Origin of the sequence: Shewanella sp. UCD-KL12 (assembly GCF_001957125.1) — a bacterium.
Lineage (GTDB): Bacteria > Pseudomonadota > Gammaproteobacteria > Enterobacterales > Shewanellaceae > Shewanella.
Genome location: NZ_MPHJ01000002.1, coordinates 38907 through 52673, shown reverse-complemented (window position 1 = coordinate 52673; position 13767 = coordinate 38907). Strand labels below are relative to the sequence as shown.

Sequence of the window (13767 nt, the reverse complement as noted above, 5' to 3'; positions counted from 1 at the left end):
CTTAACACGCTTGTGCAGGGCTCATTATTTGAGTCCTTCGCAAGCGCTTCTTACTATTTTTTCTTCACTATTTCTATCGACTTCATCCAGATTTTTTACCTATTTTTGTTTGCTTTTTTATCGAATAGAACAAGACTTAAAAGGAGGGTAATTTCAAGATAGGAGTTAAAAATGAGCAGAAGATTATTGGTTTCACTACTGGTTATATTTAGCTTTTTGACAGCCTGTGGGCAAGATCCTCTGGTCAAACGTCAAGTCATATCAATCGCCCCATCTGACGAAGATAACCTTTTATTACAAGTAGATAAACATATTAGCCTTACAGATAGGCCCAACGAAACATTTCAATTCCCAATAAAACTTGGTGAAGTCGGCCCCGCAGATAGTCTCTACTCAGGTAAGCGACAATACCCCTTCTATTGTATGACTGTCGATGGCGGTCTTGGCCAGCCACTTGTTGATAACCAGCAGGGCTATGGAGTCAAAGTCTACGATAAAGATGACAAGATAGCCGGCTACAGTAAAGATTGCATGATACGCACCAGAGTGGACTATTTTTATACCTTAACCGGCACAGATGATTCCAAACCGTATGACCTTAACAACCCCCCTGCAGATGACAAGATAGCAAAAACAGAAATCAACGGTGAAACGGTTCCAGAGATCTATCGCGTAGAAAGAGGCAGCATTAATCGCTATGTTTATTTTATTTCTATGCTAGTAGCAAAAGATGGGCTTGGGGATCGCAACGATAAACGTCTATGGAATAACAAGCTAATCTACCAATTTAATGGAGGGGCGAGCATAGGTTTCAGACAAGGAGCGGAAGGACCTGGGCGGTTATTGAATAGACGGCACACTCTGCTTAGACAGGGCTACGCCATTATCGCCTCAAGCGGCAATAATACCAGCTACGGTTATAACATGTTACTTGCAGAAGATACTGCAAGACGCGTAAAAATGCAGTTTACCTCCCTCTATGGCGACCCCCTGTATACATTAGGCATAGGTGGCTCTGGAGGCGGACTCGCTCAATATCTTATTGCACAAAACAGCACGGGGATCTTAGATGGCATTATGCCTATCTATAGCTACCCAGATATGGTTTCACAATCAATATTCCTGCTTGATTGCGATCTACTCCAGCACTACTTTAATGTCACTGATAATGGTAATAGTAAATGGAAAGATTGGGAGGAAAGAGAAAATATTGAGGGCATGAACGGCATTAATGGTTTTGAGCACCCCTACACATTCTTAGTCCCCCTTAATCAGCTTTTTGCAGGCGCCTGGCCTTCTATGCCAAATGGTAGTAGCGAATGTGTCTACTCCTGGGTTATCGCCGCGACTTTTTTCTATAACCCTAAGCAAGGCTTCGTCAAACCCTATTTTTCCGATGAAGTTAAAGAGCAAGTCAACTGGACTTACTGGCAAGACTTAGCTCAAATCTATGGCACCGATGAACATGGTTTTGCCCGTACAACATGGGGGAATGAAGGCGTACAGTATGGATTGAGGGCAATGCAGCGCGGCGATATCAGCATAGATGAGTTTATTCATCTCAATCAATATATAGGCTCATGGGTACCTCAAGACAAGATGCGTAAAGAGAGTGCTGTCACTCCCTTTGGGATGAAATTTCCTATTTGGCTAAGTCTATGGAGTCGCAACAATATCACTGAGCCAGAACAACAAGTAGCCCAACGAAAACCTTCTGACCCTAAGGCCATTGTTAATGGCTATCGCTATGGACAAGTTTTTATTGGTAAAGCTGAACTACCTATTCTAGAAATTCGCCATTACCTTGAAGAGGAACTGAATATGCATCATACCTTGGCCTCTTTCGAGACGCGGCTGAGAATGCAAGAGTATCAGGGACATAATGACAATCAAATTATTTGGATCTCCCATAAAGATCATGTCCCAATCGACAAAGGGATTGAATACCTAGATCAATGGCTGCTTGCGATAAAAGAGTCTGAAGATAAAGACCCAATAAGCTCTAAGCCGGAGGCGCTCGTAGATAGCTGTATTGATGCCAAAGGAAACGTGCAATTTGAGGGAGAGAGCGTCTGGGATGGAGAGTGGAACAATCGGCCCGAAGGAAAATGCAGCCAAATTTACCCAACCTACAGCAATATTCGTGTACAGGCTGGCGGACCTTGGGCTGGGAGCATTTTTAAGTGTGGCAGGATTCCCGTTGCTGATGCAATAAAGTCTGGTATATATGGCGATAAACCCATGCAGGGCTACCAGCGGCAACTCGAGAATATCTTTCCCGACGGAGTTTGTGACTATACTCAAGGAGACATAGCTAAGCCTGATCTCGGTTTAATACCCACGCTGCAGGCTAAAAAGAGTAAGCAACTAGACTCCCCTTCAACTGTAGGTGACATGCAGAGCTTAAAAAAATGACAGGAGGTTAGCCTCCTGTCTTGTCAGTTACGACCCCATATTACTGGGTCTTTATAAAGATTGGGTTAGAGTAAAACCAAAGATCGTCATAGTTTCGCTGATTAATCTTGTTGTACCAAGCTTGGGTTTGGCCTTCATCGGCTTGAGGGTATGACTCTGACTGAAGCGGATCTCCCTTATACGTTAGCCCTTCGACGTTATAATCAAGATTAGTCCCTCTTAAACGATAGTACTGATTATCACTCGCCACAAAGCTATAGCTCATAGAGTAGTACCCATCGGCATCAAGCTGCCAATCTTGTGCGACAAACGTCTTAACGACTTGGGTCGTATCATTGGTTTCCTTGTGGTAGTCGCCGCTATCAGGCAGGGCTTTTGTGCCAACGCTCCCTGCTATCAAGTCAATATGGTGCACACCTGGGTTAAGGCCATTAAAGTTCTCATCACCAATATCCTGTTCTTTATTATTGGTTTCAGGACTCTTGAAGCGAATATCAATGGTCACCTTCTCTCCGGCCTTCGCGGATAAAACACCGCCCATATATTCAGTGGTAGCCGTGCCGCTCATGGTAAAGTCCAGTTCATGGATCAAGTCGCCATATACCGCAAATGTCTTACCACTTCTTAATCCATCAATAATTCCCTGCGGAGAGTTATCAAGCGCATAGGTATAATTTTTTGCATATTCACCTGGAAAGTAGCTGCTGGCATAGGGTTCGCGAACTTTAAAATGGATATCTGAATTCCCAACATTCCAAATTCTGCGCCCCTCACCAAGTAACGCATCCCACCAGCCACCCACTTCAGCAACGACAGGGTCAACACCGCCATACACACCGCTACTGGTTTCGGCATAATCGCCTCGATTACCACTAAACTGACCACCGACCATCCCCTCAACTAAAAAGAATACGTCGGGTGCTGCGTCATGTAGATCTCTTACATCAGCAATACTGTAACTACTTAAGTAACGCCTAGGATGATTTAACATGCCATAGCTCGTCGATGGGAAATGTTGCTGCAGCCAAGCCAAAGCGCTCACACCATCTTGATGGGTTTGATTCTGTCTCACTAACCCTTGTGCGGTCCAGTTCGCGACATCTTTCGGATCAAAATCTTCAATGTCATTTTGATAGCTAAACAGATATTCAAAGGTCTTAATCGCTTCAAGTGTTTCAGCTGAGTTCACCTCATCACCCAAAATACCAATATTGAAGTGTTCATGAGTCGGCATATCCCACTCAAACGTTGAGATAACCGTTTTATCCGGGTAATGGCTCGACTGTAGCTCTGAAACACCAGGAATCTCATAATCCACTAGTGCATCATAAAATAAGATCCCACCCAGATCGTTATCATCATTATCCTGACTGCTGTTGCGCATATGGTTTGATAGCGCGACATAATCCATCTCAAAGGTCTCAAAAGACCACTTTAAAACATCACTCAAGGTTTCTCTGGCATCAGACGAAATGGCCGTATGGACATGAAGGTCTCCCTTTAGCCATTGACCCTGCTTCTCCTCAGGTGTTTCTTCTGAAGAATCAGAAGAACAGGCAGTAATGGCTAAACCAGCAAGACTCATAGCAAGAATAGGAACAGTTTTTTTAAACACAGCAGACTCCAAAGGATAAATTTCAGTGCTGCGAATCCTAGTGATGGCCTATTTCAGAAAGGTTGCTAAAGTGGATCAACTTGTATCAGCAACGTCGATATCACCTTTAATCATTTGATTTTATAAAACTAATATAACCAACAGCAGTTTAAACAACTTAATCTTTATGTTTATCAGTGTGATAAGCTGTTAATTAAAACCCGTAATTGTTGACACCTTGAATCTATGAAAGCCCTGAATTGGATTGTCGATTTTCTTGAGTCTGAGTCTATTCCCTATTTTATGATTGGGGGGATCGCCGCCATTGCTTATGGAGCACAACGAGAGCTCTATGATATTGATTTGACCGTTCGTCAAAGGGACATAGAAAAAATAGCTAAGTTCGGCAAAGACTACCTCACCTTCGGGCCCCAGAGGTATAAAGATCATGAGTGGGACGTTGTAGGGCTACAGCTTGTTTATCAGGGCATGAAAATCGAGTTTAGTACTGATGAAACACCTAGGATTTATAGCCAGATAAAATCCTGCTGGATAGAGCTCGTTCCCGATTTTACTGCGTCCTGTAGGCGCAATGTTTTTGAGCGAGAGATCTCGGTAATACCTATGATCGAGCTCATAAAGTATAAGAGCCACCTTGCCAGAGAGGTCGATTTAGAAGATATTGCGCTTCTCAGCAAGACACCATAATCGGATAGGTAAAAATGCAGCCAACTATTGATATTTCATGGACTCAACTAGCACTGTTTATGTTGGTTTTATCCATCCCCTTGCTCATCAATCGCTTTCTTAAATTGGCACTTGGCAAAGAGATAACCGTTGCAATTTTTCGTATGACGGCTCAACTCATCTTAGTCGGCCTCTATCTAGAGTTTTTATTTGCACTTAATAGTTTGGCGCTCAATTTGATTTGGCTTACTGTAATGCTGCTTATCGGTGCCAGTGCTATTATAGGAAGTGCTAAGCTACCTAAAAGGCCACTGTTTCTGCCGATAACGACAGGCCTTTTAGTTGGGATAACACCATTAATGGCAATTCTGTTATTAATATTATTAAAACCTACCCCAGTTTATAGCGCCCAGTATCTGATCCCTATGGCGGGTATGCTTTTAGGCAATTGCCTCAGTGGCAATATCGTTGCTCTGCAACGTCTATTCAGCGCTTTTGATGAGAAAAAAGATCAGTATGAAGGTGCGTTAGCCTTAGGGGTCTCTCCTTACCAAGCTGCATTTCCTTTTATGCAGTCCGCATTAAAGCAATCCTTTGCCCCTATACTCGCATCAATGACAACCACAGGCTTAGTTACCTTGCCCGGTATGATGACAGGCCAAATACTCGGTGGTAGCGATCCTATGGTAGCCATTAAGTATCAATTGATTATATTAATCGCCATATTTGTCATGCTGACAGTTTCAGTCACCCTTTCGCTCACACTCACCATCAAAAGCTGTATCGACCCAAGCGGGTTAATTAAAGTTGGCGTAAAAAAGTAACACCTTGATAGGCTTACCAAGGTGTTCGGGGAGATATAAACTTGCCAATCAGCTATTACTAAGCTCTGGCAAAATAACTATTCATCACATAGTTATACGAGGTCGTATGGTCGGCTAACACCTGACCTAGCTCCATGCCTTTATCACTGCGCCAATCAGACATAATTTCTGCAAGCACCGATGCCCAAGTTGTCACCTTAACACCCGCTTGGGTTAGTCTATGGATAGATGCTTGCTGTACTGTCTTATTCCAAGTAGCCGATGCATCGATGACGGCATAAACATCATAGCCTTCCTCAACGGCACTCAGCGCTGGAAACATCAAACACACATCAGTGACAATTCCCGCCATGATGATCTTTTTACGTCCGGTGGCTTCAATAGCAGATTTAAATTCAGAACTATGCCAAGCATTAATCTCACCTTCACGATTAATCACCTTATCACCCAATATATTGAGGATCTCAGGCATGATAGGACCATTAGGCCCGTCAGCAAGACTCGCTGTCACCACAGAAGGTAAGTCCAAAGTTTTAGCCATATTGCATAAACCCTTAATGTTATTCTTTACCACTAAAGGGTGCTCATCGGCGCAACTCACCAATAAGCCAGTCTGGTGATCTATCATGGCCAGAACTGCATTATCGGGTGTTAATACTTCTGAAAATTTACTCATTTGATTATCCTTCATCTTAACTATTTTTAGCACATGCTATTGGTTGATTTTGTGTGCGTACCAAGTTTCAACTCGGCGCGTTTTAGGCTTTTTCATCGATGACGATGACTTGAGCTGAGGAAGTCGCTTCGAGTTTAAATGCCTCACTACGTATTAAAGTGCCAGCTTCAAAGCGCTCTCCATCAACAATCACTTCACCTTCACTGATATACATCAAACTCTCAGCGTTTTGCTCTATGACGTTGCCAGCCTCCAAATTAGCCACATAGATCTGCGTATTGCTGGCAAAAGTTGTATCTTGCTCACTATCACCACCATAAATCCGAGTTAACTCACCTAACTTGGGACGATAAAATTTATATCCTGCTTTTTGCCCATTCTGCTCTGGCAGCACCCATAGCTGAATCATCTGGTTTTCTTCATTATCTGGGTTGACCTCATTATGAGAAAAACCTTCACCACCCGCTCTTTGAACCTGAGCTTGCTTGGCATGCATCATCTGCCCATGCTCAAGTGAGCCTTCATGATTGATACGCCCTTTGACCATTACAGAGATAACATCGACCTCTTTATGTCCATGCATTAAGGTCTCACCTTTAGGCATGAACCTCGCATCAGCGAGATAGACAAAGTTACCTAGGCCATCCCATGTTTGTGGATTACGGTGTGAACCGAAGGCTTGTTTATCCATCACCAGTTGGTGCTCCTTCAATCCAGCAAAGCCACCCTCTGTTAGATCTGACTTTCGTAAAATTTGCATCCTGTGACTCCTTAGCTAACGGCTTACAGTCATTAATAACTGTTGATGCATGAATAATAGCTAGCTTACAAAGTGGGATAAACAAGCTAAAATGAAAACCACTGTTGCAATTATGGTTACAATTAAGTTTCGATATAGCGTCGTGCTTCAATAAGCGAAGGGAACAAAGAGTGCAGAATATTAATGATATGCTGGTTTTCGCCGAGGTCGTTAAGGCTGGCAGTTTTACCAAGGCAGCTGAAGTACTAGGGTTGCCTAAATCCAATATCAGCCGAAAGCTGACTCGACTAGAGACACAATTAGGCGTCCGCTTAATTGAGCGAACCACACGCAGCATTCATCTCACTGAAGTTGGCAGAATATACTTGCAACACTGCGAGCGTATTCAAGAGGAGGTTGAGTCAGCAGCCCTTTGTGTCGATCACCTAATTGAAAGTCCCAGAGGCCGACTCAAAATCTGTGTCTCTGTCACTATGGGTCAGCAGCTAATCAGTAAATACTTAAATGAATACATTGAGCTGTATCCAGATGTCGATGTGACTCTTGAGTTGACCAATAGACGTGTAGATCTCATTGAAGAGGGGTTTGATTTAGCAATTAGAGTCGGAGAACTCGCTGATTCGAGCTTGATTGCAAAGTATCTAGGTAAGCTAGGTAGAAAGCTATGTGCAAGTCCCTCTCTCATCAATCAATATACAGCGCTGGGACACCCCTCAGAGCTGACACTGCTCCCTAAGTTACTTATGAGCAATACCACGCCTAAGAAGCAATGGTTATTAAAGCGCCAAGATGAAATTGAACAAGTAGAGGTAGTCGCTAAAGTTGAGGCTAATGACTTTCTCTCCCTGAAAAACCTCTGCCTCGCTGGTTGCGGAGTGACTATGTTGCCCGATTACCTCTGTGATGAAGCCCTTATCGACGGGAAGCTGATCCAACTATTGCCTGATTGGGAGTGCTCGCCTTCAAAGGTCTATGCGCTTTATCCTAACCGTAAAAGCATCACACCAAAAGTCCGCGCTATGCTAACCCTATTAGAAAATAAGTTCGCCACTGCTTTATGAGATGTTGCAATCGATAAAAGGATAATTTACAGGAAGAGATAGAAAAAGCTCAGGCAAACAACGCGATAACACTGCCAATCGTTGCTGCTGCTTTTAAGTATTTACCGACAGTACAGGTGCAATCATCATCGCTATCTTTTGGGTCAGTATTACTGCTTTCTTCATCGTCTTTATCATCAGGTAAGATTGAATCAAGCGCATCATCAAGCCAAGATGAGCTTTGTTTGGAAGCGGTGCTAGCTTCAACAGCACTTGGAGTAATGGCACTAGCAGTCCCCCCGGGATCAGCTGCCATAGTTTTAGCTGCTGTAGAAAGATGCACTTGTGAAGATTCTGTTGGAATGCTGGTAGCAGGTACTACTGTATTACTCGACATAGGAGCATTAACTGTATAACTACTTAGCCCATTAACTGGCGCTCCAACACTCGTTATTGTCATTCCTATCGCCCAAACAACCTTAGTACAGACTGATAATACTATTTAACATCTAGGGCGGTAAACAACCCATTAGATACAGTTTGTATCATTGGGAGAGTGATCTCTATTTTAAAATGGATAATGAAGGTTGACTCCTAAGTAATTAATAGTTCAGCTCTACATTTCATCACTTCCACTCATCTGTTAGATGCAGCACAATGCAATCAGCTGCATACTTTAAGAGCAGAGCACTAGAACTGATAATGAAGCTTAATCCCTATCTGATCATAACTACTATTTTGAATTTCAAAATGATTCCAATCAAAATTAACAGTAGCCTCATTAGAGAGTCGGTACTTAATTCCCATGCCCCCGTAAGGTGAAACTCCTGTAGAATAAGGCGCTACGGTGCGTTGATTAAAACTATCTTTTGTCTCTTCCCACTTGTATGCACCAAGAAAAATCTGACCAGATAAGTTATCGGTAAACTTCACATTACGGCCAACTTTCCCACCCCAGCCCACCAAGCCTCCCGTTTGAGGCTCACTCTGTACTGAATGATAATGACCCATAGGGTCAAACTGAGTATCGCTGAAGAGTTCATCTTTACCCAGTTCAATCGACTCAAAAGATAACTGCCAGTCAGGAAAAAGTTGATATCCCAGTTCAAAAGGAATATCAGCGCCACTTAACTTCACAGTGACAGTTAAACGCTTCGAACCTTGCTCATTGTTGGTCACTATATCAGTGGCAGTTACAGTGTCTGGCTCACTAAATTTATAAGGCACATTTTTGCCAGATTGAGATAAATCGGCCCCATACGCCTGGAAAATAAAGAGCCCTAATAGCACGGCGAACCAAGAGATAGGGAACGTGAAAAAGGGTGTCCGCTTCTTTTTCAATACAGGTAGCTTAACTTTCCCCAATACTCTCCTGTTATTAGCACCAATGAGGCTCATCACAGCTAAGCTTCTCGCTGAAGATATATCGCTTTGTTGATTCAAGTTGGCTGCTTTCATAATCCACTCCCCTCAATTTGGTGTAGTGGAAATGCTGCAATAGCTAAGCCAACCTTATTGAGTCTTGTAAATTCAGTAAGTTAAAAAGCGAGTATTAGGACAAGATGTATAGGTGGCATTTTTTAAGCGTATTGAGATGCAAAATGCAAAACGAGAAGCCTTTTTTTACAAGAATGAGGCTTCTCAATATCCATATATCGGCTTAGGACTCTCTGAGCAATATATCTTTGTAGGCCGCTATCACTCTATCTGAGTGCTCTTTAATGCTCTCAATGGCTATCTGACTAGGAAGTTGTTGCAGGGACAATCGATGATTTTCATCTCGCAAGAAGAAATAAGCTTGAATCAAAGATTGCACGTCACTCAGTGGCAGCAACTCGAGCTCACCTAAGGTCTCAAAAATTCTTAAATTATCTGACCAAGTGGAAAGCTCACTATATTCATGTGAGTTGGCCAAAACCAAGTATTGGGCAATAAATTCAATATCGGCAATCCCGCCTTCACTTTGCTTTAGGTCGAACATGCCAGGTTTAACCTTCAACAGGTGCTCTCTCATCTTGAGACGCATTTTATGCACTTCGTCGGCTAATACCTGCTTATCTCTCTTTTGCTCAATAACCTCTGCACGCAACTCACTAAAGCGGCTAGATAAACGATTACTACCAAACATAAATCGAGCTCGTACTAATGCTTGATGCTCCCAAGTCCAAGCTTCCTCTTTCTGATATTGACCGAAGTGCTCAACTTCACTCACTAGCAAGCCAGAAGCTCCTGATGGTCTAAGGCGCATATCCACTTCAAAAAGCTCACCAGAGGTTGTTCGAGTAGAGAAAAGGTGCAGTATTCGCTGAGCCAACTTAAGATAAAAATGGCCTATCTCAATAGCACGGTCGCCGTCAGTTTCTGTATGCTCTGCAAAGAGCTCACGAGAGTAGTTATGTAAAAAGACCAGATCGAGATCTGAGCCATATCCCAGCTCGATCCCCCCCGCTTTACCATAACCTATGACAGCAAATCCCATATCACCGGCTTCAAGATGTGTCGGTACACCATGACGGGCGCTCACCTGTAACCAGGCTTGTGTCACCACTTGCTCAATAATCGCCTCAGACAATAAGGTTAAGTGCTCACTAACCTGGCTAACAGGTAATACCCCAGTAACATCGGCTGCTGCAATCTTAAGCTGCTGAGCTAATTTAAACTGTCTTAACACCTCCATCTGCTGCTCCATATCCTCTTCAGGGACACGAAGTAGATATTGTCGTAACTCACTGCCATAGTCATCGAGCGAGGTGGTGTCATATAGCTGTGTGGGATCGATAAGCTCATCGAGTAACATAGGAAACTTTGACAACTGCTGTGCGATCCAAGGACTTGCCTGACACAGGCTGACCAGTTGTTGTCTCGCGCCAGGGTTCTCATAGAGAAGCTCTAAATAAGTTGTTCGAGTCAAAATCTGGTCCAATACTTTGGACACAGATTCAAACGCTTTTGAAGGTGAAGCTAAGTGAGTAAATTCACGCAGCAACCAAGGCATCAATTTATCTAAAGTGTCTCGCCCACGCGGCCCAATGCTGCGATTAGTAATGGTTTCACGCCACTGCTTGAGCAAAGGCCATAGCGCTGGGTCTTCAATTGACTGCTCAGAGATCAAGCCTTGAGCATGTTCATCCTCTTGAATACTCCATAGATCTTGTGTCCACAGATCGGTGATCTCATCTTGATCATTACCACCGACAGTATCTTTAAAGTGGCGATGTATCTTCTTCATCGCCGACTCAATATGCGTCCTTAATTCAGCTTCCGATGCCATTCCCATACAGTGACATAGTCGATACCAATCTAATGGGTTGTCTGGCAAGGTTTGTGTCTGCTTATCACCAATTGCCTGCAACAAATTCTCGACTCGTCTAAGTAGCAGGTAACTTTGCTTTAGCTCATCAACAGCTAAGTACTCGAGTTGACCTAAGCTATATAAGGTATCGATAGCAGCAAATAAGCTTTGCTGTCTTAAGGCAGGCTCTCGCCCGCCACGTATAAGCTGAAAACTTTGAATAACGAACTCAACTTCACGTATGCCACCAGCACCTAATTTAATGTTATCGGTAAGCTGCCTACGCCTAACCTCTTGAGTGATCAGCTGCTTCATCTTACGCAGGGACTCAATCGCAGAAAAATCGATATAGCGGCGATAAACAAAAGGCCTAAGCATAGAGTGAAGCTCGTCCGAATAGGCAGTCCAAGGCCCTAATGCTCGCGCTTTCACCATGGCATAGCGCTCCCAATCCCTTCCTTGCTCTTGGTAGTAATCTTCAAGACCACTAAAACTCACCACAAGCGGGCCACTTTCACCGTAAGGTCGCAGGCGCATATCGACACGATAAACAAAGCCATCGACGGTCACTTGGTGTAATAAGTTAACTAGACGTTGGCCCATGCGAATAAAAAACTGTTGATTCTCTAAACTACGACGACCTCCTTGGGTTTCACCATGCTCAGGAAAGGTAAATATAAGATCGATATCAGAGGAGAAGTTAAGCTCGCGACCTCCTAACTTTCCCATGCCTAGCACGAGTAGAGGCTGAGGGTTCCCCTCACTGTCACAAGGTGTGCCTAGCTGCTGGCACATATCTTTATACAACCAGTCACGACCCGCTATCACGAGCGCTTCAGATAACGCGGATAGGTCGAGTAATGAATCTTCAAGGGTGGCATAGCCAAAAAAATCTCGCCAAGCGAGTCGTACCATTTGACGATTACGGTATATCCTTAGTACTGACTTTACACTGTCTTCATTGGTGCACGCTTCAAGCAGCTGGTGTAGCTCTAGATCAAAACTCTGACGCTGAAGACTTTCAAGCTCGCCACTGAAAAGGGGTTTAATCCAATCTGGGTGACGGTATAACTGCTCAGCAATATAATCACTCAATCCCATAATACGATAGAGTTCATCAGCCTCAGAGGGAGTTAAGTCAGTTTTAAGCGTTGGCCACACTTCATTGAGCCTTTGCCAGTAACGATCTGCGGCTTCAGTGATAAGGGCAGATAAAGGCTTGTTACTGATATTTTCCATGGCAATAATAATCCCTAACAATTTTGGCTGTCGACATATTATGTCTTAGGTGATATAGATATGACGTAAATGATCCGCTTATGTCTCGAATGATATATATTAGTCACCGTCTTGAGTAAAGATAAGCAGTTAACTGATATTAGAGCTAAAACGACTATTTATATTCTCATTTCAGAGGTTACTATAACCTAAGCAGGTACTATCTTGTGTAGTGAAATATAGTGCTAACTAATAATATTTTTGTCACCACAGAATAAATGGAGAAAACATGGCAGCGATGCTTATGCGTATTCTCACTCTTACATTGCTATTAACCTTAGTGGGTTGTGGCGATGACAGGCCAGACAAGATTGCGCAGTTTCAGCAATTAGCCGGCCAGAGAATCGACACCTTGGGTAAAATGCTCAATGACGGCCAAATCCGAAATGCGATGTTACTGAAACAGTACACGGGCATTATGGAAAAACAGCAGCCAGATATGGCACCACTGTTTAATGAGTTAGCCAAAGATGCGACCACGCAAGGTCCCATGTACAGCTCTCTGGTCAGTCGATATCAAGAGCTTGGCAGTGCGAGTAACTATGTCGATCTCGATCAGCAACTCGCTGAAGCGGAAAACATCTACCACGCCGCCGATCCAAGCTTGTATAACGATATGATCTCCGATCCGCTCAACGTGGTCGCCGACATGTCAAATGGCGCGCTCGCTAGGGTTAACTCTATAAGCCGTGAAGCATCTGCACTGGCTAACGGCTCAGATGACTTTGGCGCCGGTAGCCAACTAGTAGGTAACCCAGGTTACGGTAGCTGGCAGACAGGCTCTAACGGCATGTCTTTTTGGGCCTGGTATGGCATGTACTCCATGTTTTCAAATGTGATGCGTGGCCCTATTGGTTATGACCGCTGGTCAAGCCGAAGAAACTACAGTTACTACAACGATGTAGGCCGTGCTCGTTATACCTCACCTAAGCAGGCTACGGCACAAAACAATACGTATCAGCGAACCAAAAAGCAGTTCAGTTCGCAAGGTAGAAAGTTCGATAGCCCCTATGCAAAATCTCGTACGGGCTCAACTAGCCTATCTAGACAAAGCACCAGTACACCTAAGGCGAGCACAACAGGTACTCGCAGTAAAAGCAGCAGCAAGTTCCGTTCTAATTACTCTAAGAACAGTAACTTCCGCAATTCTAATAGTCGCACGACTCGCGGTGTACGCCGAGGCAAATAGGTAAGGAACTCA

At 43.7% G+C, this 13767-nt stretch carries 11 protein-coding genes; 5 read left to right on the top strand and 6 right to left on the bottom strand.

What is annotated here, in order from left to right:
- Window positions 1–171: 171 nt before the first annotated feature.
- Window positions 172–2415: a DUF6351 family protein gene (locus BM736_RS06315; RefSeq protein ID WP_076410055.1), complete on the top strand. Its 2244-nt coding sequence runs from the start codon at window positions 172–174 to the stop codon at window positions 2413–2415.
- Between the two features lie 40 nt (window positions 2416–2455).
- On the opposite strand, the gene BM736_RS06310 is transcribed toward BM736_RS06315, so the two are convergent.
- Window positions 2456–4030 (bottom strand): hypothetical protein, encoded by a 1575-nt coding sequence (locus tag BM736_RS06310; protein ID WP_256717742.1) that lies wholly within the window; start codon window positions 4028–4030, stop codon window positions 2456–2458.
- A gap of 225 nt (window positions 4031–4255) precedes the next feature.
- On the opposite strand from BM736_RS06310, the gene BM736_RS06305 reads away from it, so the two are divergent.
- Both BM736_RS06305 and BM736_RS06300 read left to right on the top strand, forming a co-directional pair.
- Window positions 4256–4717 (top strand): hypothetical protein, encoded by a 462-nt coding sequence (locus tag BM736_RS06305; protein ID WP_076410053.1) that lies wholly within the window; start codon window positions 4256–4258, stop codon window positions 4715–4717.
- 14 nt (window positions 4718–4731) lie between these two features.
- Window positions 4732–5520, top strand: a complete 789-nt coding sequence (locus BM736_RS06300; protein ID WP_076410051.1) for an ABC transporter permease — start codon at window positions 4732–4734, stop codon at window positions 5518–5520.
- A gap of 58 nt (window positions 5521–5578) precedes the next feature.
- Here the strand turns inward: BM736_RS06300 and BM736_RS06295 are convergent, their stop codons facing one another.
- Window positions 5579–6196: an isochorismatase family protein gene (locus BM736_RS06295; RefSeq protein ID WP_076410049.1), complete on the bottom strand. Its 618-nt coding sequence runs from the start codon at window positions 6194–6196 to the stop codon at window positions 5579–5581.
- Window positions 6197–6278: 82 nt separating this feature from the next.
- On the bottom strand, window positions 6279–6956 hold the full coding sequence (locus tag BM736_RS06290) for a pirin family protein (RefSeq protein WP_076410047.1): 678 nt from the start codon (window positions 6954–6956) through the stop codon (window positions 6279–6281).
- A gap of 170 nt (window positions 6957–7126) precedes the next feature.
- Between BM736_RS06290 and BM736_RS06285 the strand changes: the two genes are divergently transcribed.
- Window positions 7127–8017 carry a LysR family transcriptional regulator gene (locus BM736_RS06285; RefSeq protein ID WP_083699908.1) on the top strand — a complete coding sequence of 297 codons (891 nt, stop codon included), beginning with the start codon at window positions 7127–7129 and terminating at the stop codon, window positions 8015–8017.
- 49 nt (window positions 8018–8066) lie between these two features.
- On the opposite strand, the gene BM736_RS06280 is transcribed toward BM736_RS06285, so the two are convergent.
- From BM736_RS06280 to glnE, 3 genes are all read right to left on the bottom strand, one after another.
- Window positions 8067–8456, bottom strand: a complete 390-nt coding sequence (locus BM736_RS06280) for a hypothetical protein (protein ID WP_076410045.1) — start codon at window positions 8454–8456, stop codon at window positions 8067–8069.
- Window positions 8457–8686: 230 nt separating this feature from the next.
- On the bottom strand, window positions 8687–9454 hold the full coding sequence (locus BM736_RS06275) for a hypothetical protein (protein WP_076410043.1): 768 nt from the start codon (window positions 9452–9454) through the stop codon (window positions 8687–8689).
- A 202-nt stretch (window positions 9455–9656) separates the two neighbouring features.
- Window positions 9657–12527, bottom strand: coding sequence for a bifunctional [glutamate--ammonia ligase]-adenylyl-L-tyrosine phosphorylase/[glutamate--ammonia-ligase] adenylyltransferase (gene glnE, locus BM736_RS06270; protein WP_372828390.1), 2871 nt, complete (start codon window positions 12525–12527; stop codon window positions 9657–9659).
- A gap of 268 nt (window positions 12528–12795) precedes the next feature.
- On the opposite strand from glnE, the gene BM736_RS06265 reads away from it, so the two are divergent.
- Entirely contained in the window at window positions 12796–13755 is a 960-nt protein-coding gene (locus tag BM736_RS06265) for a hypothetical protein (protein ID WP_076410041.1), read from the top strand.
- The last annotated feature ends 12 nt before the right edge of the window (window positions 13756–13767 follow it).